The organism is Anthropogastromicrobium aceti (genome assembly GCF_020687335.1).
Taxonomy (GTDB): Bacteria; Bacillota; Clostridia; order Lachnospirales; family Lachnospiraceae; genus Anthropogastromicrobium; species Anthropogastromicrobium aceti.
On record NZ_JAJEQN010000028.1, the window covers coordinates 26,819 to 53,430 of the forward strand.

At 43.0% G+C, this 26,612-nt stretch carries 20 protein-coding genes; all 20 read right to left on the minus strand.

All coding sequences use genetic code 11. The features are described from left to right. Positions 1-48 precede the first annotated feature (48 nt). On the minus strand, positions 49-1,419 hold the full coding sequence (locus tag LKD48_RS10990) for an MATE family efflux transporter (RefSeq protein ID WP_308732048.1): 1,371 nt from the start codon (positions 1,417-1,419) through the stop codon (positions 49-51). Next, entirely contained in the window at positions 1,410-3,080 is a 1,671-nt protein-coding gene (locus tag LKD48_RS10995; RefSeq protein WP_066560618.1) for a DEAD/DEAH box helicase, read from the minus strand. Before LKD48_RS10995 ends, LKD48_RS10990 begins: the two co-directional genes overlap by 10 nt. A 55-nt stretch (positions 3,081-3,135) precedes the next feature. Then, positions 3,136-4,341, minus strand: coding sequence for a MalY/PatB family protein (locus LKD48_RS11000; protein ID WP_262538584.1), 1,206 nt, complete (start codon positions 4,339-4,341; stop codon positions 3,136-3,138). A gap of 107 nt (positions 4,342-4,448) precedes the next feature. Then, positions 4,449-5,480 carry a dipeptidase gene (locus LKD48_RS11005; RefSeq protein WP_262538568.1) on the minus strand — a complete coding sequence of 344 codons (1,032 nt, stop codon included), beginning with the start codon at positions 5,478-5,480 and terminating at the stop codon, positions 4,449-4,451. Between the two features lie 38 nt (positions 5,481-5,518). Next, a complete protein-coding gene (locus tag LKD48_RS11010; RefSeq protein WP_227101036.1) occupies positions 5,519-6,676 on the minus strand; it encodes a YecA family protein in 1,158 nt (385 codons plus the stop codon). Positions 6,677-6,713: 37 nt separating this feature from the next. Next, on the minus strand, positions 6,714-7,406 hold the full coding sequence (gene tsaA / locus LKD48_RS11015; RefSeq protein ID WP_227101035.1) for a tRNA (N6-threonylcarbamoyladenosine(37)-N6)-methyltransferase TrmO: 693 nt from the start codon (positions 7,404-7,406) through the stop codon (positions 6,714-6,716). A 164-nt stretch (positions 7,407-7,570) separates the two neighbouring features. Then, a complete protein-coding gene (locus tag LKD48_RS11020; protein WP_227101012.1) occupies positions 7,571-8,161 on the minus strand; it encodes a VanZ family protein in 591 nt (196 codons plus the stop codon). A 100-nt stretch (positions 8,162-8,261) separates the two neighbouring features. Beyond that, positions 8,262-9,632 carry a uracil-xanthine permease family protein gene (locus LKD48_RS11025; protein WP_066560630.1) on the minus strand — a complete coding sequence of 457 codons (1,371 nt, stop codon included), beginning with the start codon at positions 9,630-9,632 and terminating at the stop codon, positions 8,262-8,264. A 21-nt stretch (positions 9,633-9,653) separates the two neighbouring features. After that, the gene (locus tag LKD48_RS11030; protein WP_227101008.1) at positions 9,654-11,627 is read right to left on the minus strand and encodes an ABC-F family ATP-binding cassette domain-containing protein; all 1,974 of its coding nucleotides are present in this window, start codon (positions 11,625-11,627) and stop codon (positions 9,654-9,656) included. A 33-nt stretch (positions 11,628-11,660) separates the two neighbouring features. Continuing rightward, the gene (locus tag LKD48_RS11035; RefSeq protein WP_262538573.1) at positions 11,661-14,069 is read right to left on the minus strand and encodes an alpha-L-arabinofuranosidase family protein; all 2,409 of its coding nucleotides are present in this window, start codon (positions 14,067-14,069) and stop codon (positions 11,661-11,663) included. Positions 14,070-14,227: 158 nt separating this feature from the next. Continuing rightward, complete coding sequence (locus LKD48_RS11040; RefSeq protein ID WP_066560637.1) at positions 14,228-14,515, minus strand: hypothetical protein; 288 nt, start codon at positions 14,513-14,515, stop codon at positions 14,228-14,230. Between the two features lie 183 nt (positions 14,516-14,698). Next, entirely contained in the window at positions 14,699-17,890 is a 3,192-nt protein-coding gene (locus LKD48_RS11045; RefSeq protein ID WP_262538577.1) for a leucine-rich repeat domain-containing protein, read from the minus strand. Between the two features lie 148 nt (positions 17,891-18,038). Beyond that, positions 18,039-19,880 (minus strand): ABC transporter ATP-binding protein, encoded by a 1,842-nt coding sequence (locus tag LKD48_RS11050; RefSeq protein WP_331466844.1) that lies wholly within the window; start codon positions 19,878-19,880, stop codon positions 18,039-18,041. Then, entirely contained in the window at positions 19,880-21,637 is a 1,758-nt protein-coding gene (locus tag LKD48_RS11055; protein ID WP_308732049.1) for an ABC transporter ATP-binding protein, read from the minus strand. Before LKD48_RS11055 ends, LKD48_RS11050 begins: the two co-directional genes overlap by 1 nt. Before the next feature lie 147 nt (positions 21,638-21,784). Further along, positions 21,785-22,429: a phosphate signaling complex protein PhoU gene (gene phoU, locus LKD48_RS11060; RefSeq protein WP_308732050.1), complete on the minus strand. Its 645-nt coding sequence runs from the start codon at positions 22,427-22,429 to the stop codon at positions 21,785-21,787. Positions 22,430-22,456: 27 nt separating this feature from the next. Beyond that, the gene (gene pstB / locus LKD48_RS11065) at positions 22,457-23,212 is read right to left on the minus strand and encodes a phosphate ABC transporter ATP-binding protein PstB (protein WP_082868591.1); all 756 of its coding nucleotides are present in this window, start codon (positions 23,210-23,212) and stop codon (positions 22,457-22,459) included. Next, a complete protein-coding gene (gene pstA, locus LKD48_RS11070; protein WP_331466845.1) occupies positions 23,209-24,141 on the minus strand; it encodes a phosphate ABC transporter permease PstA in 933 nt (310 codons plus the stop codon). Before pstA ends, pstB begins: the two co-directional genes overlap by 4 nt. Positions 24,142-24,170: 29 nt before the next feature. After that, complete coding sequence (pstC, locus tag LKD48_RS11075; protein WP_227100997.1) at positions 24,171-25,037, minus strand: phosphate ABC transporter permease subunit PstC; 867 nt, start codon at positions 25,035-25,037, stop codon at positions 24,171-24,173. A 26-nt stretch (positions 25,038-25,063) separates the two neighbouring features. Next, positions 25,064-26,032, minus strand: coding sequence for a phosphate ABC transporter substrate-binding protein (locus LKD48_RS11080; RefSeq protein ID WP_262538581.1), 969 nt, complete (start codon positions 26,030-26,032; stop codon positions 25,064-25,066). 177 nt (positions 26,033-26,209) lie between these two features. Further along, entirely contained in the window at positions 26,210-26,482 is a 273-nt protein-coding gene (locus LKD48_RS11085; RefSeq protein WP_308732051.1) for an AAA family ATPase, read from the minus strand. Between the last annotated feature and the right edge of the window lie 130 nt (positions 26,483-26,612).

The following is a 26,612-nucleotide window of genomic DNA, read 5'->3' on the forward strand; positions in this document are numbered from 1 at the left end:
ACAGGTTTCATTTTCCTGTGGATACCCATTTTGTTGTATAATAATCTTTTAATTTGCCTGTCCTTCTGCCGGCATTTTCTTAAATTGCCTAAGCACAAGTATGATAGCAAGCACACCTGCAACACCATCCGAGATCGGGCCGGCAAACATGACACCTTCGATTCCAAATGCAAGCGGCAATAACAGTACAAGTGGGATCAAGAAGATGATCTGTCTTGTCATGGAAATGAAAATTCCCATCGGTGCCTTTCCGATTGAAGTGAAGAAGTTTGCTGTCAGCGGCTGAATACCATTTAAGAACGTACAGAACATGAAAACACGGAAGTATGATACTGCAAATTGCTCATACAGCTCATCACCGCTTCCAAACAGCGCCGTAATCTGACGCGGAAATAGCTGAAATCCTGCAAACGCAATGACGGCAATTATGGTTGCCACTGTTGCTGCCAAACGATATGTTTTCTTTACACGGCTGTACTGAGCTGCACCGTAGTTAAATCCAATGATTGGCTGTGCACCCTGTGAAATACCTATGACGATTGACAAGAACACCATGTTTACCTTAGAGCCGACGCCAACTACTGCAAGCGGAATATCGCTTCCATAGATAGACAGCGCACCGTAGTAACGAAGCACGTTGTTCATAACAATCTGAGTCACAAAGATCGCCAGCTGATTAAAGCAGGCTGCCATACCTAGCGCCATAACCATCTTAAGGAAACGCGACTTTGGCATAAAATCATGCATTGAAAGCTTCACGGTGTGAAACTTTGGTAAATATCCGAGCACCATAAGCGCTGAAAAAATCTGTCCGATGATCGTCGCCCATGCTGCACCAGCGATACCCCACTTGAATACAAAAATGAACAGTGGGTCAAGAATCGTGTTAATGACTGCACCTGCCAGTGCCGACAGCATAGAATACGTTGGCTTTCCGTCGGCACGAATCAGATGAGTTCCGCCTGTTGTCAGTACAAAGAACGGCATTCCAAGCGATGTGATTCCTACGTATGTCATTGCATAATCCATAACATACTCTGTCGCACCAAACACCGTGATCAGCGGACGAAGAAAAATTCTTGCCACAATACAAATGATCACACCGGCAATTACCAGACTTCCAAACGCGGTTCCTGCGATTTTTTTCGCATTCTCCTCATGCTTTCGTCCCATTTCAAGATTAAAATTAGATGCTCCACCGATTCCAAGCATCAGACCGACAGCTGTGGCAAGTGTTGTCAGCGGAAATGCAACATTTGTTGCCGCATTTCCATACATACCAACGCCCTGACCGATAAAGATCTGGTCTACGATGTTATACAGTGCTGATACCAGCATACTAATGATCGACGGAACAGCAAATTTCACAAGCAGCTTGCCAAGCGGCGCACTGCCAAGTGGATTTTGTCTTACTTCCATTTCTTTGCCTTTCCTGTCTTCTTATCAATATCGTTCTTTTTGAAAGTGCGCTCCTTTCCAAACAAGCCCTTTGATTTCTTCTCAGACTTGTCTGATCTTTTTCTGTCACTTCCCTTTTTTTCAAATTTCTTATCCGATTTTTTATCTGACTTTTTATCAAATGCCTTGTCAGACTTGCGCTTTCCTGGACGGTGTTCACGCATCATATCAAGAACGTCTTCGTCAGTTTGTCTGCGGCGGCGGCCTTTGCCTTCGCGCCTGTCATCATCACCGCGTCTGTCGTCTCTTCTGCCGCTTCTTCCGCCCTTTCTCTCAGCACGCTTCTTTCTCATCTCTTCGATATAATTTTCTGCTGGAATTTCTTCCATGTCATCTCCAAGATGAAGCTTTAAGAAACCTGCACAAAGCTCCATTGCCGTGATATTCTCCTCTTCGATCTTGTCCTCTACCTTCTTTTGAAGTGATGACAGATCATTATTAGAAATCACTTCCATAACCTGATCAAAGATCTGGCTTGCCTTTGCCTGTGTGATATCTGCAACAGACGGAACCATTCTAGGCTTGATCTGTGTATTGCAGATACGCTCAATATCTCGGATACGGTAGATCTCTCTTCCGACAACAAGAGTGAAGGAACGTCCCTTTCTTCCTGCACGTCCTGTACGTCCAATACGATGAACATAGTACTCTACATCCTGCGGAATATCAAAGTTAAATACAGCTTCAACATCATCCACATCGAGACCTCTTGCTGCAACATCTGTTGCAATAAGAATTTCTGTCGTGCCATTTCTAAAGCTGTTCATAACCTTATCGCGCATCATCTGGCTCAAATCACCATGAAGTGCATCAGCAAAATAGCCTCTTCCCTTTAAGTTCTCGCAAAGAACATCTGCCATATGCTTTGTGTTACAGAAAATCAAAGAACGCTTTGGATTGTAATAATCAAGCAAACGGCATACTACCTCTTCCTTGTTCTGTCTTTGTACCTCATAATAGTACTGCTTGACAAGTGGAATAGTCAGTTCCTTTCTCTCGATCTGAATCATCTGTGCATCCTTCTGGTAACGGCCAGTGATACGAAGAATCTCATCCGGCATTGTTGCTGAAAACAATGCCGTCTGATGATTCTCTGGTACACCTGCAAGGATAGTCTCAATATCCTCTACAAAGCCCATATTTAACATCTCGTCAGCTTCATCCAGCACAACCATGCGGATGCCCTCAAGCTTTAACGTATGTCTTCTCATATGATCCATAACTCTTCCCGGTGTTCCAACAACAATGGACACCTTTCCGCGAAGAGAACGGATCTGTTTTTCAATATCCTGTCCTCCGTACACCGGAAGCACTTTTACACCCGGCAGATATTTTGCGTAGCGGCGCAGCTCATCTGCTGCCTGGATGGCCAGTTCTCTGGTCGGGCAAAGCACGATTGCCTGCACGCGCTCATCTTCCGGGTCGATCATCTGAACAAGCGGAATACCAAATGCCGCTGTTTTTCCAGTTCCGGTCTGTGCCTGTCCAATGATGTCACGTCCTTCAAGCAGTGCCGGAATAGCAGACTGCTGAATTGGTGTCATCTCCTCATATCCGATCTCTGTTACGGCGCGGATAATCCTCTCATCAATTTCAGAATTCTCGTATCGAATTGCTTCCATTCTAATAACCTTTTTTGCTGCCTCTTGACAGCTAATCCTCTCTAATTAAAATATCTTACTTTGCGTTAAATACATATTTATCCAGACGATCCATTGCTTCCTTTACTAACGCATGCGGAACTGCAAGATTCATACGGATCGTATTTGGATTCATAAACGGTCTTCCGTCCTGCCATACAACGCCAACTGCAATTCCGGCACGGATCAGATCATCCATAGTCATCTCAGGATGTTCCTTAAGCCAGCCGCTGCAGTCCAAATATAGCATGTAGGTTCCCTGTGCCTTTGCCACAGAAACACCATCAAAATGTGTTGTGATATATGTATATGCATAATCAACGTTTTGTGTCAGAACTTCGCGAAGTTCATCAACCCACTCAGCACCTTCCTTTGTATAAGCACCCATCAGTGCACTGATAGAAAGAACATTTGCACTATTGTAATGACTGCACTTTTCTGCTTCCATCAAACGGTCACGCAGATAGCTATTGTATACAATGTGGTAGGATCCTACAAGACCTGCCAGATTAAATGTCTTTGACGGCGCGTAGAAAGCAAAGGTATGTTCATGAGCATACTCATTCACGCTTTGTGTCGGGATATGCTTATGACCCTCTAAGGTCAGATCAGACCAGATCTCATCTGAAATGACAAGACACTTATTCTTTTCATAAACTTCCATTGCCTTCTCAATCTCTTCACACTCCCATACACGGCCACACGGGTTGTGAGGAGTGCAAAAGATTGCCAGATGAATATGATTTTCCTTAAGCTTCTTATCCATATCCTCATAATCCATGCGCCATACACCCTGCTCGTCCTTCTTTAATGGACTGTAAACGATCTTTCGTCCCATGTTAGTGATGGTTCCGATAAATCCAATGTATGCTGGTGAATGAAGAAGAATTGCCTCACCTGGTGCTGTAAATGCCTGCAATACAGAAGACACACCGCCAAGCACACCATTTTCATAGTCAATAGCTTCCTTTGGAATATCTGTTACACCATTTCTAGTTTTCTGCCACTCTATAATAGATTCACTATAAGCATCCTTGATATCAAAATAGCCGAAAACCGGATGTGCCAGACGATTCTGTATTGCCTCAATAACGCTCGGTGCTGTTGCATAATTCATATCTGCAACCCACATCGGAATCTTAGAAAAACCTTCTTTAATTTCGGCGTTGTCAAAAGGAATCTTGCTGACTGCAATTGCTCCTGTTCCTTCGCGGTTTAAAATTGTTGTAAAATCATACTTCATGCTCATCTTTTTGTCTCTCCATTCTTTCTCTTTTTTCCTCAAATAATCCCAATTTGCACATTCCCTGCTTTTTTACTCAAAAGCCCCTCATGTTTTCTGCCTACAACTTACTCAAATCTTGGGCGCATCGTTTCTTTCATTACGCGAAGCACGTTGCCTGATGCAATCTTGTCAATCTGGCGCGGTGTGATTCCTGCTTTTTCAAGCGCTTCAAATAAAAGTGTAAGCTGTCCTGGCTCTCCGACCTCGAGATTTCCCCCGATACCATCGAAATCGGTGCCAATTCCAACGCAGTCCTCTCCGCCAATTTCGATAAAGTGTTTTACATGACGCACCATATCGCTTATGCGGCTTGTATTGTTTCCCTGCGTATCATCCAGAAATGCCGGTGCAAAATTGATTCCTGAAACGCCGCCTTTTTGGGCAAGCAGACGGATCATATCATCCGTCAAATTTCTTGGATGCGCTGCAAGTGCGCGGCAGTCTGAATGAGTGGCAACAAATGGCTTTTTTGAAATCTTTGCGACATCGTAAAAGCCTCCGTCTGACAGATGAGATACATCTACCAAAATGCCAAGCTCATTCATGGCTTCTATGGCTTCCTTACCAAATGTGCTAAGACCCTTAGACATAATCTTTGGATCACGCGAGTTTGGCGCACCAAAACAGTTTTCAAAGTTCCATGTAAGCGCAATTGCGCGTACACCAGTCTTTGCCAACTGTTCAAGACGGTCAAAGCTGCCGTTTACCATACGGCCATCCTCAACTGTAAGCACACCAGAGATCAGGCCCTGCTCCTTATTTTTCATCACGTCGTCAAAACAATATGCCTGACGAATAACATCCTTGTGAGCCGCAAAGGAATCCTTCATCAGACTGACAGCATTTGAAAACAATTCCTCATCCGGCGGCATCTCTGGACGACCCGCCTGTAATCGTTTTTCGCGCTCCTGTGGTGTGAGCATTTCTGGACGCGGTGGAAAAAATACAGCAAAGAACTGGCACAGCACATTTGCCTCTGCCATTCTTTTGATGTCCAGCATGGCATCTGGCATGTCATATATGTCATTTACGCCTTTTCCCAAGCCATGAAGCAATGTGTCACAATGCATATCCGCATATTGGTAATGTAAGCTCATATTAAACCTGCCTTTCTTTTATGTTGCCCGGTAGTTAATTATTTATTTACTCTTCCGCAGCACTTCTTATATTTCTTGCCGCTTCCGCACGGACAAAGATCATTTGGATAAATCTTCTTTCCGCCGATGCGGTTCTTTACGATTGGCATAGAAGAAGTTACAATCTCAGAAGCACTTGCAATCTTCTTCTGACGTGATGGATCTGCCTTCTGTGCCTCTACGGTTGTAAAGCCTCTTGTCTCTGGCATTCTTGTATTATTATACATATCCATCATAACAGTGATGAAATCGCTCATCAGCTCCTCATTTTCCTCTGTCAGTCCAAAGCGCTCCATCTCAGCAAAGATGTCTTTTGGCATTGCACCATGGCGCATGATTAATTGGATATGAGAACCGATCACTGCTGCCTCGTTTTCCGGACGGCCAAGACGAACCTGAATGAAACGGCAGAATGCAGCGTAAGATGGTGTCTTTTCTACATAGTACGGATCTGCATAGCGAAGCAGTTCGCTCTTTGCCGGAATGTAATAGCTCATTGCACCCTGACGCTCTAAAAGCTGATGATAATCAACAACCTCGCCTTCCTTCTTTGTGCGATACTCCTCGCTTAAAATATATCCGCCCTCAAAAAAGTACATCTGCTGTCCGCGAACTGCTTCACGATCCTTTAACCAGCTCTCAAGCTCTGGTCTTTTTGCATTCATTCCTGTCTGACCATTTACGATAGACAAGAATGTTGTGATATCAATTGCACGATACAGGTTTACACATGCCATCAAATACTCATCAAACACATTGATACGTGATCTCTTCTGTGCATACTCACTGTCTGATTTAATCTCATTATATACTGCAGCAGTTTCAGACGGTACTACAACAACACCATCACCTGTTACAAATACAACTGGAAGATTTCTCCAATAATAGAAGCGGCCAGACTCCTCTGCAATAACAACGTCTTCTGCCATTGCAAGCTCTAATTCCTCAATCTCCTGCTTTCCTGCTGCAAGAAGCCATGCAGTAAGAAGCTCCTTATCTAACAGCTTTGCAGACAAAGCATCGATAATTTCCTGCTTCTTCGCCTTGGATAATACTTTTACCTCAAGTACCTGTGTCATCTGCTTTAACTCTGCAATGGTGTGCTTTCCAAGCACCTCTGCCAATGTATATACCTTGTTTTCACTCTGGTTCTTCATAATACTTTAACTCCATTCGATTTTTTACTTTTGTCGCTCAGCGAAAAATCATACCGCTTGCGCGCTCCTCTAACTCGCATACGGTAAGCACCTGCCCTTTTACGTGGAAACGCACGTCAAATCCGGCGAAGTCTACGCCGTAACGTCTTGTCTCGTCGCGCTGGTAGGCCGGGCGTGGATCCTGCTTTAACACATAGATCACTGCCTCCCTCTTCTCTTCTGGAAAATGTGCCAGAAGATGAGCTGGGAATGAAACTTCAAGCTCATAATCCTTCACTGCATCAGAAAAGCCGCCCTTTGCGTCTGGGTGACTGTCCGTAAATGGGATATACGGCTTGATATCGTAGATTGGTGTCTGATCCATCAGATCGACGCCTGCTACATAGAGCATCGGTCCATTCTTCTCATCGAGGACAACTCGCTCTAATTTTACACAGGAAAGACCAATATCGTTTGGACGAAACGGAGATCTCGTTGCAAAAACTCCCATTCTCTTGTTGCCGCCAAGTCTCGGTGGCTTTACGGTAGCCGACCAGCCTTCTCTGTGATTCTCACTAAATGACCACAAAAGCCAGATGTAGCTGTACCCGTCCAATCCGTACACACCTTGAGGATTGCGATACTTCGGCTCAAATGTAATAACACCCTTTAAGGACTCTACAAGTCCGCTCTGTCTGGGTATTCCGAATTTCGTTGGAAAATCGGTCTGTATTTTTGCTATAATCTCCATCTACTTTATTCCTCACTGATACCCACGAATTGCTCCATGATGATACAACTCTGGTATTCTATCAATTATCCTGCATTTTTATCTCTACCAAAAATAAGCTGCCGCATAAAACGGCAGCTTACTTTATTATATGGCGAAAGTATGGTTTTTGTCAATCGGTTTCACTAGTTAAATACTCTCCAGTTATACAAAAGAAACAAGCCCAGAATTCCTCCAAACATATAGATTACAGGTTCGCTTTTCTTTATTTCCACACACTTTGTTCCCGCATTACGAAATATAAGCGAAAATACCTTCCAACAGCAGTATCCAACCAAAGTTCCCAGTGTATTCATCAGTAAATCATCAATATCTGTTGTCCTTATATTGAATAGCTGACAGATTTCTATCGCCAACGACATCAAAAATCCCATCAAAACTACTTTTTTTGCATTTCTGAAATTTTTCCAGATAAGCGGCAGTAAAAATCCAAACGGCATAAACATAATAATATTTAAGATATATGTCATTGCACCTTCGGAAGAAATTGGAATCAGATTAATACTGTTATCCAGCTTGCCATAAGCAATCAAATCCCAAATTGTTCCAATTCCTGCGGCTTCCTGCACTGTAAGATACCCGTAAAACAGATAAATATAAATCCAGATAATATGTCGTACCTTGTACGCTTTATCTGCTATCATTCCTTTATTCCAAATCAGCCATACCGTCCCCGGCAATAAAAAACAAACTAGTGAATATATATAATATTGCATTCTCATTTCCTCCTGTTTGCTTTTTATTATATTGTTTTACTCATTAAGATTCAATTCGGTAACGGATTAAGATTTCATTAAGAACATTTAAAAAGACTCCTTAAGCATGAATACCGCGATTCTCATCACCCTTCTCATTCATTCCAAACTCATAATCATTGCCTGGAAGAATTGCATTCAGAACAATACCTGCGATTGCTGCAATTGCAAGACCTGTAAGCGTAATGGAAGCTCCACCGATTGTAAATGTAAGTCCACTTGAAAATCCCAGTCCACTTACTAAAATCACAGCTGCGATAATCAAATTTCTTGACTTTGTAAGGTCTACTTTATTTTCAACAACATTTCTGACACCTATTGCAGAAATCATACCATACAGCATAAATGAAACTCCACCGATAATCGCAGATGGGATGGATGCAATAATCTCTGATACCTTCGGGATAAAGCTTAAGATTACTGCAAAAATAGCTGCAATACGGATAACGCGCGGATCATATACCTTGGAAAGTTCAAGTACACCAGTATTTTCTCCGTATGTTGTGTTAGCCGGACCTCCAACAAGTGCAGACAGAGACGTTGCAAGACCATCACCTACAAGAGTGCGGTGCAGACCCGGATCTTCGATAAAGTTTTCTCCAACAGTTGCAGAAATAGCAGACATATCTCCTATATGCTCCATCATTGATGCAATTGCAATCGGTGCCATTACAAGAATAGCAGTCAGGTCAAATTTGCATAACTGAAATGGCGGCAAACCTACCCATGAAGCCTTAGATACCTCAGTGAAAGTTAAAATAGCAGATCCGTCTGGATTTTTTACGCCAAGTGCATTTAAAATCAGCGCAAATACATAGGAACCTACAACGCCGAGAAGAATCGGAATGATCTTAATCATTCCCTTACCCCAGATGTTTGCAATAATAATAATTGCAAGTGCAACAATTGCTAAAAGCCAATTCTGTGATGCGTTAGTAACAGCACTTCCTGCCAGTGAAAGACCAATTAAAATGATCATTGGTCCTGTAACAACAGGAGGCAAAAATCTCATTACTTTTCTTACACCGACGATCTTTACGATCAGTGCAAGAATTAAATATAAAAGTCCTGCAACAACAATTCCTCCACACGCATACGGAAGCTTCTCACCCATCGTCATGTCAGCAAAAATGCCTGTATCAAGCGCTGCAACAGCTGAAAATCCACCCAAAAATGCAAACGACGAACCTAAAAATGCAGGAACCTTCATTTTGGAGCACAGATGGAAAAACAGCGTTCCAAGACCTGCACAGATCAGCGTTACCTGAACCGAAAGTCCCTCTCCCTCAAAATAAACATTTGTCAGGATCGGAACAAGAATCGTTGCTCCAAACATTGCAAACATGTGCTGTATTCCAAGCAGCAGCATTTTCGGGATTCCGAGCGTTCTGGCGTCTCTGATTCCCGTAGTTTTTTGTGATTGCTCACTCATACCAAGTACCCTCTTCCTTCTTTATTTAGCTAAGGACTCCTCGAACGCATCGAGCTCGGAACTAGCCTGCTCCCATACTTCCATCAGTCCATTGAGCTCCTCTTCTTTAGCGTCGACCTTCTTTTGTGCCTCCTGCAGCTTACTGTAGCTTGCTGCAATTGCAGGATCATTTAATTCATCCTGTAACTTTGAAAGTGCCTCCTCACAAGCTTCAACTGCTGCCTCGGCCTTTTTGACCTTTGCAGATAAACGTGAGCGCTCCTTTCCTGGATTAGCATAAAGAGTCTTTGATGACGCAGATGCAGCTGTCTTATTTTTTTCCTGCTCTATAGCAAGCTTTGCTGCCGGTGAAACGGCTGTATATTTGCCAAAGCTTACCTGATCGTCCTTGTCAGCTGTCGCCTCCTCGTACTGTTCATAGCCAAACGGATAATATGTCGTTACACCGCCGTCAAAGCTTAAAATCTTATCTGCCACCTGACGAACAAAATAACGGTCATGGGATACGAATACAAGTGTTCCCTGATAGCCCTTTAGCATCTGCTCTAGTGCTTCTTTTCCGACAATATCCATATGGTTTGTCGGCTCATCGAGGATCAAAAGATTTGGTTTTTTCTTTAAGATCTTACAAAGTGCCAGTCTCACGCGCTCTCCTCCGGAAAGCATGCTGACCTGCTTAAACACATCATCACCAGTAAAAAGGAATGCACCAAGAGCATTTCGCACCTCTGTCTGCGTCAAGTTCGGATATTCTGCCCAGTAGTCATCCATGACAGTGGCATCACTAGTATAATGTGCCATCTGCTGATCGAAATATCCAATCTGCACACGAATGCCATATTGATACTCGCCGCCAAGAGGCTGAATCATCCCCATCATTGTCTTTAAAAACGTAGATTTACCAAGGCCATTTCCTCCAACAATACCAAGCTTTTGACCTCTCTCAAGTGTAAGATTCACCTCTGAAAGAACACGGTCATATCCAATCTGAAGATTTCTGGCAGTAAATACTTCCTTTCCTGTCTCAACCTCAGGCTGGAAATTAGCATGAAATGCCTTTAGATCATAGCGCTGCGGCGGTGCAATCTTTTCCATATGCTCAATCTGTTTTAGCTTTGAGCGTGTCATTGCAACCTTTGTAGGCTTATTTTTAAATTTTTCTACAATCTCCATCAGACGCGCAATTTCCTTTTGCTGTGCCTGATAATCCTTTTCCTGCTTATCCCAGGCTGCTTTTTTCTGCTCCACAAAGGAGGTATAATTTCCACTGTAGCGATGTGTGATTCCATACTCAATCTCATATACTGTATCGACAATACGATCCAAAAATAATCTATCATGAGATACGATAACAACAGCCCTATTATACGCCTTTAAATAATTCTCAAGCCATTCAATTGTCTCGATATCAAGGTGGTTAGTCGGCTCGTCCAAAAGAAGAATATCAGGCTTTGAAAGAAGCATCTTGATAAATCCAAGCTTTGTCTGCTGTCCACCTGAAAATTCTCTAAGCGGCTTTTTCTTGTCAGCTTCAGTAAAACCAAATTTGCGAAGCATTGTCTCATACTCTTTTTCATAGTAGTAGCCGCCCATATCAGTAAACTGCTCCTGCATCTGGGTATAGATTCTGATATTTAACTCAGATGGATCTGATTCCATGATCTGGCGCTGTGCTTCTAGCTCACGCTGCTTTTCGCGGTATGGCTCAAACACCTTTCGCACCTCAGTCTCCATAGAAATTGTCTCATCTGCAAACGCGATCTGCTTTAAATAACCGATCACCGGATTTCCGCTCTTTGCGATATAAATATCCTCATCGCTGTCTCGCTTCTCAAGTTCAACCTCACCCTCAATCAGCTTTAAAAGAGTTGTCTTTCCGCAGCCGTTTCTTCCAACGACGGCAATTTTCTGTCCGGCGTTGATTTCAAAATTAATATTCGTTAAGATGGTGTTCGCCCCGTAGGAGACGGCACCATGATTAATCATGTATAACATTGCAAAACCTTTCCTGTACAACGTCTGTTTTTATTATTGGCGGATTCTAAGAATGGTCAATGAATATGGCTCAAACGTGCGCGTAAATGTGCCGTCTGGAATAGTTTCCTCGCTCACAGCCGGAACGACACATTTTTTATTTTCCATTGTATTTTCATCAGACAATGCTGCAGCCATCTTCTCTACAAGCACGTTATGTGTACCATTTACACCATCAAGTGCAAGCTGCGCTGTCTGTGAATTTCCAGTAATGTTTACCGCCTTTACAATCACATCACCAGTTACCTCATCAAGCGCTGCAGATACATACAGTGGCTTTGGCACAGGAATCTTGTCAATTGTATCAAGGTATTCCTCGCCATCCACATATATCTTCATCGTGCGATCCTTTACAACAAGCATCAGCTCATACTCATGATCCTTCTCTGCCGAGAACATTGCCTCACTTAAGCATGCTCCCTTGCCGTTTTTAAAATGCTCCATGCTTATATCCAGATTCTGCCAGCCGCCAAGCGTCCAGAGCATATGATCAGATGCTTCTCCAAGATAAACAAGAAATCCCTTTTTGCCTTCGGTCTCTTTTGCCTTCATGGTAAGCGTATAATTTGTCCAATCCTTTGGAATTACACCAGTCTCGACTGCATTTTCATAGGAAGCAGCACGATTTTCACTCTCAGTTCCGCACACACAGTCTGTAAAACGATGCAGCTTTCCTGTATCATGATTTTTCACTGTCACCTCAAAGAACACACCCTGTCCCTCGTTGACTAACACACGAATTGGACCGCTTATAGTCTTTGCGCTTTCGCGGATTTTTTGTTCTGCCAAAAGGCGCGCTGTCTGCTCAAGTTCTGGCTCTGTAACAGTAAAATCTAAGCGATGAGTTCCCTGATGGCGCATAAACATACTCTGAACATAATAATTAACAGAGCCATACACCTGATGATTATCAAACCAGATCATATCAGGACGCCAATTTACATAATCCACATTTGCAAACATCGGCGCATAGCATGCCAGTCCAACTGCATGCACATTTTTCTCAAGACCTGTCATAAAGGCAGCCTCAGCAAGACCATTCTCCCACTGATTGCCCCATGATGCATACTCACCCAAAAATACCTTGGGATCAGATGATAGGAAATTATCATAGCGATCTACATTTGCTATCATCCAGTCGGTATTCATATAGTAATGCTCATCGATCAGATCACAGCCACATTCTCTTGCACTTGCCCATCCGCGCTCATACTCACCGCCTGCGGCAAATGGACTTGCTGAACCAATCAGCTTAATATCAGGATATTTTTCACGGATTGCCTTATGAAAATATGGATAGCGCTCAGTAAAGCCCTCGCCAACCTCCTCATTTCCAATTGCCAGATAATGTAATCCAAATGGCTTTGGATGACCCATATCGGCACGCTTCTTTCCCCAAACAGTTGTCTCATCGCCATTTGCAAACTCAATAAGATCAAGTGCATCGTCAATCCAAGGACCAAGTTCATCAAGTGGGACCTTTCTTTGATGATGCGGATCGTATGCTGCCGGAAGTACTGGAAGAGGCTCTGCACCTATATCCTCTGCCAGCTGGAAATATTCATAATAGCCAAGACCAAGTGTCTGATTATATCCCCAGTTATTTCGTCTCGCTGGGCGCTCCTCCACAGGTCCAATCGTATTTTTCCAGCGATACATCGAATCTCTTGCATTCTCATCAAGCTGTCCGTCATGTACAAGACAGCCTCCCGGAAAACGTATGAACTTCGGATGCATTGCTTCGAGCATCTCGCATAAATCTTTTCTAAGACCATTTGGGCGGTTCTTATATGTGTGCGCTGGAAATAGTGATACAAAATCCACTTCCACACTGCCCGGTGTCATGCAGACAAGCGCCAGATTTGCATCTGTGCAGCTTGTGCCTTCTGCAATTTTAAGATCTGCCGTATACTTTTTCCAATCAGAAGCATCTGCTGTAAGCTCACATGATGCATAGATTTGTCCTTCTTTTCCAATCAGACAGGCCTTAACTGTCACTGGCTCGTCTATTTTTCTTAAATAGCAGGAAAAATGATATGTTTCCCCACCTTCAAGTGCAATTCCACTGTTAAAGCCAAGGTTTTTTACACCTGCTGCTGCCGAATTTGCCGTTATACGAAGATAGTGTGGGTTCTTCTTCGTATAAGGACTATCTGTCAGAATGGTAAGTGAAACATCAGCTGCGTCTGTCTGTCCATTTTTTTCATCTAACTGACAAGGCATCCACGCATACAGTGCATGATACTTTTTATTGTCAATCGGATCAAATTCAAATGCACGGTTCTGGATCAGCTCTGCATAAAGTCCGCCATCTGCCGCATGATTAATGTCTTCAAAAAAAATTCCGAAGAGATCGCCTGTTGCTTCTCTTTTTTCCTTTGTGTTAATCTGAAATGTCTGCATGGCTCACTATTTCCTTTCCTTATAATAGACTTAATAAACCATACCACATTCTCACGAAAGCATCAACATTTTTAATTAAATTTGTGCAAAAAAGGCAGTTTCAGGAAATATTCCCAAAACTGCCTTTTTCATTATTTTTTATCTGTAGTAATAAAAAATTAGTTTGCTGCGCTTGCGCTCTCAGCCTCAGAAGATGCCTCCTCAGATGCTGCCTCGCTGGAAGCTGCCTCAGACTTAGCCTCGGTCTTAGCCTCAGTTGCCTTCTCGGTAGCCTTTTCAGTTGCCTTCTCGGTAGCCTTCTCAGTCTTAGCTTCGGTCTTAGCCTCAGTCTGTACCTCTGCCTTTGTGCTAGCTGCGGTAGTAGTCTTCTTATCAGCGCTTCCGCATCCTGTCATCATTGCTGCTGCCATAGCGATTACTGCGATAGATGTAATAAACTTTCTCATGATTTTTGTTCCTCCTATTTATAACTATTAAATATGCTTAACAGTTAATGTCCTTTGCTGCAAAAGTGATCTCCTCTTACCACTTCTGCTGACAATTGCTATACTAGTCCTTTTTTTTAATAGTGTCAATAGGTAATGTAAAATTTTTGAGAAATTTAAGTAAGCCTTAAAGATTTAATGCCATTATTGTCCAGACATTGTTGGCTGATTAGCCTGTTGTGCAATTGAATTAAGTGTAATTTCCTCTTGTGTCTGCGCATCAGTCAGCTTCATTGCCTGAGTTTCTTCATCTACACTAACCGTAAAGGTACGAACCTGGTCAATATTTGCCTCATCCATTCCCTTCCACTCCATCGTAAAGGTACCATCATCCTCACCCGGCTTGCAGCTGTAACGAAAATGAGTATCAATTCCTGCATCTGGTGATACAAGTGACTGAACAGTTAAGATTCTGCTGTAGTTATCAAACTGATATGAAGCACTTTCTGTCATCCAGATATCTTTGATGGATTCTGAAAGCTCACGCTCCTCTACGCTCTCATATACATTTATGTAGCGTCCATCTGTAATCTTTTCACTAGAGCGAACCTGCGCTGCAATTCCATAGTCATTGTCAGATTCACTAAGAAGTACAGTCACAGCACCATCCATCATGCCTGTTGGAGCATCATAGGAATCAAAGAAGGTATAGCCGCTTCCATTTTGTCCCTTTGGAAGATAGCCCTTTGTAAGTGTTTCTGCAAATGAAACTTCATTAATGTAATACCATCCATCTGCATAATAAACATCCTCAACACCTGTATTTGCCGGACAATAATCCTGCATCCAGATACCCGTAAGATTCAAAATAGCTCTTCTTGTGCTAAGCTCAGGTATACGAATCCATCCTTCTTGAGCCTGTTCTGACACAATGCCAAGCAAGCTGGCTGCCTCACCGCCTGCCTTTGCACTAACGCCAAGACGTCCAATGATGCCAGAATACAAAGTGTTGTTTGCCTCTGATGCATTAAAATCAGGAACAAGCTTACAGATCATCTGTAAAAATGCTGCCTTTTGCTCATCATTTACTGCACCTCCTGTAAATGTAAGTGAACCAAGGCCGCTGCCCCAATCAGCTACCCATCCAGAAGCCAGCTTACTCATATATGTTGTACGGCTAAATGCACACACAATTGATGGTGATGATCCATCTGCAAATGCCTGACTTCCCATTTTTCTAACATCTGCCGTGATAGTAAGTGATGTAAGACGCATACAGCCTGCAAATGCACGACTTCCTATTGTACGAAGAGCTGGTGGAAGCACAAGACCCTCGCCAACGCCGCTTCCCTCAAATGCATTGTCGCAGATCGTTAGAAGTGACTGTGCAAAATCAACTGTCTGAAGTGATACGTCATTTTGGAATGCAGCCGCACCAATATAGCGAATGCCTTCTGGAATCGTGATCTGCTTTAATTCGGTACAATTTCTAAAAGTGCGATCTCTCACTGCCTCGATTGCTGCTGGAAGTTCTACTGTTGTCAGCTTCGTACAACCAGAAAATGCACCTGCTCCAATGAAGCTTACGCTCTGTGGCAAAGACGCATAGCCAATCGCAGAACCAGAAAAGCTCTCTGCACCAATTGAAGTCAGTGTCTGTGGGAAGGTAAATACACTAAGAGCACTCGTTCCTGCAAAGGCACGACTTCCAATAGACGTGAGCGCATTTGAAACCTGCACAGTTGCAAGAGCCGTACAATTTTCAAACAAACTTGAACTTACTCTTGTCATTTTCTGCGGCAAAATTGCTGAATTCAGTGTACTACAACCTGCAAAGGCAGCCGCTCCAAGATAGCTTACATTCTGAGGAATCACAATACTTCCGAGCGCTGTACAATTTTGGAAAGAACCGCCCTCAATAAATGTCACACTCTCTGGCAATGTAATCTGTCGCAATGCCGTACAATTCTGGAATGCACCATAACGAATACTTGTCAATGTAGATGGAAGTTGAACTGTTTCAACCGATGTATTGGCAAATGCAAGTGTACAAATGGTTGTGATGCCTTCTTTTACTGTTGCATTTACAATCGGCACATACTCGGTCTGAGGTTTGCTTTCCTGCACTTCGCCTGTTGGTGTTGTCGGATCTACAGTCGATGCTGCCACCTCAGCTGGGGCGCGATACAACAGATCATTGATGTAGATCATCTCATGCTTTCGCTCTTCATACCACTTCGTTCCATCAAACGCATTGGCAACGATATCGCGCACACTTGTTGGAATCTCAATCTGGCTGAGTGCACTACAATTTTTAAATGCATTCGATCCAATATAACTTACACCATCCGGCACAACGATTGCCACCAAATTCACGCGGTTGATAAAGGCTTCCTCTGCAATCACGGTTGTTCCCTGTCTGATTGCAACTGTCGTGGCATCACTCTGACAGCGATACAAAATGCTATTGATATAAACAACCTCTCCTGTCAGCGTGGAATCATACGGTGTTCCCTCAAACAGATTCGCACCTACCTGAGTTACAGTTGTCGGAATCTGTACATGTACCAGTGCGCTGCAGCCTGCGAACGCTTCTCTTCCTATATAAGTAACACCCTCCGGAATGATCACATCAGTAATCATTGTCTGACCACGAAATGCACCAGTTGCAATTGAAGTTACCTTTGCACCGCTATAAGTTTGCGGAATCTCTACTATACTTCTCGATCCATCAAAACCAGTAACGCTCACGGTCTGTCCATCCTCACTAAATGAGAACGTTAATCCCTTTGTGTCCTCGGTTGGTGCCTGCTCTGACCACTCAGGCGCTTCGGTTGTTGTCTCCTCCGGTGTTGTCTCCTGCGTCGTCGGTTCCTCAGTGGAAGCCTCCTCACTCGTTTGCTCCTCGGTACTTTCTTCCTCTGTACTTTCATCCTGAGAGGAAGTTGGCTCTACACTTTCAGTTGACGTTTCTGAAGGCTGTGCTGAACTTTCTGGAATACTTTCAGACGGTGTTTCTGAAGGCTGAGCCGAAGTTTCTGGAACACTCTCTGTTGGTGCCTGCGTAGATGTCTCCGGAATACCCTCCGATGTTGCTTGTGTAGTCGTCTCCGGAATACTTTCTGGTGTTGTATTTTCCGATAACACTTGTGTTTGAGACGTTGTTTCCGCTAAAGTTTCATTCTCAGACAAAGTTTGTGGCTGAGATGTCGTTTCCATAGGTGTTTCCTGCATCAAGGTTTCTGTCTGCATTTCCGCAAGCGGATCTGTCTGTGTTTCCATGACGGTACCTGACTGTGTCGTCTCCTCTGCTGATACGTACTGCGGTATGTAAGAAACGGTCATCGCAGCAGCCATCGTCCATACGGACGCCTTCTTCTTCCATGATCTTTTCATAGTGTTCCCTTCCTTTCTCTTAAACAAAAAGAGCCGGTTTTTAACCGGCTCCCATAAATAATCCGGCAATAACTCTTTTCTAAGTTTATATTACCAGAGATTATGTCAAATAAGTACTTTCAATGTCCTTACATCTCTTAAGAATCTCTTACGATGCCTGGTCAAACTGGCTGTTGTACAGATCAGCGTAAAAGCCCTTCTTTGCCAAAAGTTCTTCGTGCGTTCCGCTTTCAATTACATCTCCATCCTTTAACACAAGGATAAGATCGGCATTTTTGATTGTGGAAAGACGATGTGCAATAACAAAAGAAGTACGATTCTTCATCAGCTCGTCCATTGCATTTTGGATTTGAAGCTCTGTTCTTGTATCGACAGAGCTTGTTGCCTCATCGAGAATCAACATAGGCTTGTCAGCGATCATTGCACGGGCAATTGTTAACTGCTGCTTCTGACCTTGTGACAGATTAACCTGATCATTAAGCACTGTATCATAGCCATTCTGCAGTGTTCTCACAAAATGGTCAAGACCAACAGCGCGGCATGCCTCCTTCATGCGCTCATCAGAGACATTTGGCGTACAATATACAAGATTTTCTCTAACAGTACCCTCAAACAGCCATGTGTCCTGAAGAACCATACAAAACTGAGAATGAACCATTTCACGTTTTACCTGATTAGTCGGAATGCCATCAATGCAGATTTTTCCGCCCTGAATCTCATAAAAACGCATAAGCAGATTGACAAGTGTTGTCTTTCCCGCTCCCGTTGGACCGACAATGGCAATTTTTTGTCCAGCCTTTGCCTGTGCAGAAAAATCATGGATAATCACGCGATCTTCATCATAGCCAAACTTTACATGTTCAAATGATACATCACCCTTTACATTGTCAAGCGTCTTTGTCTTATTGCTCTCGTCATCCATCTCCTTTGCCTCAAGAAACTCAAAGACACGCTCACCTGCTGCTGCCGCTGACTGTAAAGACTGTGCCGCCTGTGCGATCTGAGATAACGGCTGTGTAAAATAACGCACATACATCATAAATGCAACGATTACTTCAAAGCCAATAGTTCCCTTCATAGTCAGCACTGCACCTGCCACACAGACTGCCACATAGCCTAAGTTTCCGATAAATGTCATAATAGGCGGCATGAGTCCGGCAAGGCACTGTGCACGAAATGCACTTTCTCTTAAATTATTATTCATGCGCTCAAATTCTGCTGTTGCCTGCGCTTCTCCATTATATGCCTTTACAACTGTATGACCTGTGTAAATTTCCTCAATGTGACCGTTGATCTCACCAAGGCAGCGCTGCTGGCGCACGAAATATCTGCTGGAGCGCTTTGCAATAACTGTCATAAGTACAAAGCCAATCAATGTTGCCACAATTGCAGTGATCGTCATAATCACATCTGTTTTAAACATCATAAAAAGTGAACCGACAAAAAGCGTAACTGCGGAGACAAGATTTCCGATGCTTTGATTCATAGACTGTGATATCGTATCAACATCATTTGTGACACGTGAGAGGATATCACCTGTCGTAGAGCGGCTGTAATAGCTCATCGGCAGACGGTTAATTTTTCCTGAAATATCACCTCTAAGCTTTTTTGAAATATTTTGTGTCACTGTTGCCATAATCCACTGCTGACCAAATGACAGCAAAGCACCGCACACATAAAATGCAATTAATGTAAATCCAATCTTAGAAACAGCGTCCATATCAACGCCTGTTACAAGACCTTTTCCAATTTCCTTTGTCATCTCTGACAGCTTATCTGGTCCAAGAAGCGTCAAAACCGTGCCTCCTGCCGCGCAGATAAGTGCAATGATCACAACCGGAAGATAGCTTTTGCAATACGAAATCAGATTTGACCATGTTCCTTTAAAATCAGATGCCTTCTCAGCAGGACCTCTTCCCATGCCAGGTCCACGCATACCGCCTCTTCTGCCCGGGCGGTTCTGTCCAGGGGTATATTCTTTATTTTCCATTATGCAAGCTCCTCCTTTGACAGCTGTGAATATGCGATCTGACGGTATACCTCGCAAGTTTCCATCAGCTCATTGTGCTTGCCCATTCCGGCAATCTTTCCATCATCAAGCACAATAATCTTGTCCGCATCGCGTATAGTACCAATTCGCTGTGCCACAATGAAACGCGTTGCATCTGCACAAGTTTTTCTTAATGTATCGCGAAGAACACGATCTGTCTTGTAGTCAAGTGCTGAAAATGAATCATCAAAAATTAAAATCTCCGGGTGACGGCATATAGCACGTGCAATTGACAGACGCTGCTTTTGTCCTCCTGAAAAATTAGATCCTCCCTGTGCCACAAAAGCATCTACGCCGCCATCTGTCTTATCAACAAATTCCTTTGCCTGCGCAGTCTCAATTGCCTGCTTAACAACATCATCAGTAAAGCCTTTTGTACCATTATCTCCATAGGCAACGTTGCTTTTAATGCTTCCTGTAAATAAAACAGCCTTCTGTGAAACATATCCAATCTTATTTCTAAGTGCCTTCTGTGTATATTCCTTTACGTTAACGCCATCGACAAGCACCTCTCCCTTTGTCGCATCGTAAAAACGCGGAATCATGTTGATCACAGTACTCTTTCCACAGCCGGTTGAACCAATAAAGGCAATTGTCTCACCCTTATGAGCAGTAAAGGAAATGTCCTCAATGACATCCTTCTCTGCATCTGGATAACAAAAAGATACATTGCGAAACTCAACTTCACCCTTTTTGCCGTCAATTCCATTCTCTTTTGTACCATCCTTAATTGAGAGCGGCATATCAAGCACTTCATTGATACGCTTTGCTGATACGCTCGCACGCGGAAGAAGCACGAAAATCATGACAAGCATCATAAAGGACATAACGACCTGCATAGCATACTGAGTAAATACGATCATATCTGAGAAGATAGTCAGCTTATCAAACATCTGAGCATTGCTGATCAAATAAGCGCCGATCCAATAAATTGCTAACATCAATCCATTCATTACCATCTGGATTCCCGGCATCATAGTTCCCATAGTGCGGTTTGCAAACAGCTGCGTTTTCGTCAGCTCATCATTTGCATCATTAAATTTCTTCTGCTGATAACCTTCTGCATTGTAAGCACGAACTACATTTAAGCCTGTCAAATTTTCTCTAGTGACACGGTTTAAATTATCTGTCAGACTCTGCAGCTTTTTAAACTTTGGAAGCGCAACAGCCACGCAAACACAAACAAAGCTAAGCAGTACAACAACAGCCACACCAGTTGAAGCAGTCCACTGCCAGTTCTTTGTAGAAATCTTGCACAGTGCCCACACTGCCATTATAGGAGCCTTAAGTAAAACCTCCAGGCCCATAACAATCAGCATCTGTACCTGTGTAATATCATTTGTAGAACGTGTAATTAAACTTGCAGTAGAGAAATTTCCAATTTCTTCCATTGAAAAGGACTGCACCTTATGAAAAACCTGTCCTCTTAAATTGGCAGAAAAATTAGATGAAATTTTTGATGCACATATTGATGTACATACTGCCGCAAGCAAACTTCCTAGTGCACATGCAAGCATCTTGCCTCCTGCTATCAAAATATCATTCATCTTACTGCCCTTAGTCTGGACAAGCTTTGTAATTTCAGACATATAATCTGGCATTGTCAGACTAAGCCACACCTGCACGATAATAAACACAAATGCAACTGCCGCCAGAATAAAATCTTTCCATGTAAGCTTCTTTAACAACTTAACCATTATCTGCTGCTCCCTTCTTTTTAGATAAAAACTATTATAGCGTTCAAAATAGAACAGTCAATACAATTTATATAAAATTTAGATTGTTTATAAAAAAAACGAAAAGAGGCAGACTCTTCATCTGCCCCTTTTTTGCTCTAATTTAATTCACACCTGCTCATGCACACCTGTAACAGAAAATACAACCCACTCTGCGATATTTGTCGCATGATCTCCGATTCGCTCAAAATACTTTGCAATCATCAAAAGATCAAGTGCATACTCGCCGTCCTTTGGATTTGCTGAGATCATTTGAATAAGCGACTCCTTTACCTTTAAGAAAAGATCATCGACCACATCATCGTGCTGAATTGTTGCCTCTGCCATTGCTACATCACGCTTTACATAAGCCTCAACACTCTCTGTCACCATACGCATTGCAGCTACTGCCATCTGACAAATATACTGTGCATCCGTTCCGATTCTTCCATTTAAGAATCCAATAATCTCTGCAATGTCGGATGCCTGATCACCGATACGTTCCATATCTGTAATCATCTTAAGTGCTGCTGAGATCTGTCTTAAATCTCTCGCAACTGGCTGCTGCTGTAGCAAAAGCTTTAAACAAAGCGACTCGATAGTGCGCTCCATCTGGTCAATCTCACTGTCTATCGGTGCTATCTTTGCTGCTGTCTGTCCATCTGCATTTGCCAGTGCCTTTGCCGCTAATGCTAACGCCTCCTCACAAAGCGATCCCATCTTTGTCAGATCACGATTCAAAAGCGCTAGCTGCTCGTCAAACTTGCTTCTCATGTCTTCACCTCACTTTTTTTATTTCCATTAGCCAAAACGTCCTGTAATATAATCCTCAGTTCTCTTATCCTTTGGCTGCTCGAAGATCTTCTGTGTCTCACCATACTCTATCAGATCACCAAGCAGGAAAAATGCGGTGTAATCAGAAATACGCACGGCCTGCTGCATGTTATGCGTAACCATAACAATTGTGTACTGTGATTTTAATTCACTTGCCAGCTCTTCTATCTTTGATGTAGAAATCGGGTCAAGCGCACTTGTTGGCTCATCCATCAAAAGTACATCTGGTTCAACAGCAAGTGCTCGTGCAATACAAAGTCTTTGCTGCTGTCCTCCTGATAAGCTAAGTGCCGATTTTTTCAAGTTATCCTTTACTTCATTCCAGATAGCTGCGCCCTTCAAGGAATTTTCCACGATCTCATCAAGCTTTGCACGGCTTGTAATTCCATGGGTGCGCGGTCCGTATGCGATATTGTCATAGATGCTCATTGGAAATGGATTTGGCTTTTGGAATACCATTCCGATATTTCTGCGAAGCTCATTGACATTTAACTTTGGATCAAAAATGTCCTCGCCGCGATAACGAAGATCGCCTGTAATCTTCACACCAGGCACCAGATCATTCATTCTGTTTAACGACTTTAAGAATGTGGATTTACCACAGCCAGAAGGACCAATCAGCGCCGTAATACTCTTCTCCTCAATATTGATATTAATATTTTTTAATGCCTGCACCTGTCCATACCACAGACACATATCCTTTACAGTAATTACGCTGCTCACTGACTCTTCCTCCTCTGAAAATACTTACCTAACAAAGTTGCAGTTAAATTGATAAACACGGTTAATACCATTAAGATTGCTGCAATAGCAAATGCAACACCAAACTCACCCTGCTCCTTAGCATACATGTAAAGCGCAACTGTAAGTGTTGCACCTGCACTGTGAAGACCATCTATCATTCCATTTACTGCATGTGCAAGACCTGCGGTGAAAAGAAGCGCTGCTGACTCACCGATAATTCTTCCGACAGAAAGAATACATCCTGTCACTACACCATCAATACATCCTGGAAGTACAACGGTACGAATAACTCTCCACTTTCCTGCGCCAAGTCCAAATGCACCCTCACGGTAGCTTTGCGGAACTGTCTTTAAGCTCTCCTGTGTGGTACGCATGATAGTTGGAAGATTCATGATCACAAGAGTAAGCGCACCTGCTAAAAGAGATGTCTGCAAGCTTAAAAACTGACAGAAAAACAGCATTCCGACAAGACCATATATAATAGAAGGAATACCTGAAAGTGTCTCTGCTGCATACTCGATCATGCCAACTATTTTTTTGTTTGTGGCATACTCAGTCAGATATATTGCAGCACCAACACCAAGCGGAAGTACAATTACAAGTGTTGCAATTACAATATAAAGTGTATTTAAAATATCAGGCAAAATACCAATGTTGTCATCGAGGTAGCTTGGAGATGTGGACACCAGCTTCCAGCTTATATTCGGAACACCTCTATATAATACATATCCGATCATAAACAATACAAGTCCACATGTAATTGTTATGGAAATCCCCATCAAAAACTTCATCAGACCTATATAAAGCTTGCGCTTTACCCCTGGTCCATTCTTTGCAGTGGCACGCACTGTCATTACCGATTTTACATTTGCTGTCTGCGACGCCCCTATTGCTTCCTGTTTTGTCATCTTACTCACTCCTTTTATGAATCCGTTTTTCAGGCTTTCTCATGCTTTAAGAAAAAATTCAGTGTTGCATTGATCAGCATGATGAACAAAAACAGCACTAACGCAATTGAAAACAGCGCCTGTCTTTGCAGTCCTGCTGAATATGACATCTCACTGGCAACAGCAGTCGTCAAAAAACGAACACTCTGGAACAATGACGGCATATTTGGAACATTTCCAGAAACCATCATAACTGCCATTGCCTCGCCAATTGCACGGCCCACACCTAATACAACTGCTGCTGCGATACCACTTCTTGCAGCCGGAACTGACACCTTAAAATATGTCTCAATATCTGTCGCACCAAGTGCAAGTGATGCGTCCTCATATTCCTTTGGCACTGCCTCAAGCGCATTCAGTGAAACCTTAATGATAGACGGCAAAATCATGATTGCAAGTACGATAATCGCTGCCAGAAGGCTTGCACCATCTGGCACATTAAACAATTTGCGGATACCAGGCACAAGAATCAGCATACCGACAAGACCATAAACAACAGACGGAATACCTGCTAAAAGGCTGACAGCTGTCTCAATAACACCTCTTACCTTTGGTGATGCAATCTTTGCCAGGTAGACAGATGTGAAAAATCCGACTGGAACACCAAGCAAAATTGCACCTCCTGTTCCGTAAATACTTGTCATGATAAACGGTAAGATTCCAAATGATGGCTCAGAGGCGGTCGATGCCCATTTTGTGCCAAATAAAAACTGAAACAGACCAATTTTTGCGATTGCCGGCACACCGGAAATTACCAGATAAACTGTAATTAACAATACACATCCGACCGTAATCAGTCCGAGAATCAAAAATATGCCATGTACTACTGTCTCTAACAGACTCTCTTTGCTCTTCATAAATCCTCGCACCCTTCCAATTGTGATTATTCTGCTACCGCAACAGCACCTGCTGCCAAGATAATATCTGCTGCATCCTTTGAAGTTACATAATCGAAGAATGCCTGTGCTGCCTCTGATAATTCAGTACCATCCTTTGTAACAAGAACGAATGGACGCTGTACCTTATAAGAACCATCCTTTACTGTTTCCTCAGTTGCCTCAACACCATCTACTGATACCTTCTTTACAGTATCCTTTACTGCTGCTAAAGATGCATATCCGATTGCACCTGGATTGCTGGAAACAGTTGTGATAACATCACCTGTAGATGTAAGCTCCTGACGATACTTGCAGGAATCAGATGTACCTGTAATAGACTCGAAACCATCTCTTGTACCACTTCCTGCCTCACGGCCAATCAGAACGATATCAGCATCCTCTCCGCCAACTTCACTCCAATTTGTGATCTCGCCAGTGTAAATCTTTGCGATATCATCAAGAGAAAGATCCTCTACTGTATTCTCCTTATTAACAATGATTGCAATACCATCAAGTGCCAGTGTAGTTTCTACTAAGCCCTGGCTCTTCTCCTCATCCTTTAATGCACGGCTGGAAAGACCGATATCGCAGCGTCCCTCAGATACAGCAGTGATTCCAGAACCAGAACCAGTTGGGTTGTAAGTAAAGGTAGCATCTGGATTTGCCTTTGTAAATGCCTCACCAAGAGCACCGATTACCTTCTCCATAGAAGTAGAACCATCAGTTGCAACGCTTCCAGATACAGGAGTCTGGGCATCTGCCTTAGACTCAGCTGCTGCAGCAGATGTATCCTTAGCCTCTGCCTTGGCCTCAGTCTTAGCTTCTGTAGAAGCGGTAGTTGCTGCTGTTGATGCTGTTGACGCGGTGGTTGCTGCTGTTGACGCTGTAGTCTCCTTTTTATCTGTCTTTCCGCATGCGGTCAATGTTGAAATTGCAAGAGCTGCGGTTACTGCCATTGTGATCATCTTTCTCATAATAAAAACTTCCTTTCTGTTTCTACCCATTTTGTTGTGTTTGTTTTGTTTTCTCTTAACGCCACTAATCTTATTGTTTCTTTGTAAAATCAGAAAGCAGTGATATGTCAAATCTATGTAAAAAAATAAAAAGAGCCACCAGGGACACGTAATGTCCCCGATAGCTCCTAACTATCGTCAGGCTTTATCATACTCTCTTAATTGAATATCCAGATGAATAACATCATATTGATTCAAATGCTTTTTAAAATCAGACGCCTCGCTGATTTTCAACCCCGCAAACAAATCTTGTGAATCACACCCTTTGCTGTAATATGCTGTGAGCATATTTGCGGTTATTGATTTGCCAAATCGACGCGGACGGCTATTACAGATATATCCCTGCAAAGTATTCATTACCTTATTTGTATACTCCAGCATTTCAGTCTTATCAACTTGACATACTCCCACGGTTAAAACCGTGGGATTCCTTAGATTCTTGTAGCGTCATCCAGCCCTATAGGCTGAAATATAGCCACAGTATTCAGGATTTATGCTGATGGGATTTCATACGTCGTGTACTACTTTCTCAGCAAAAGAC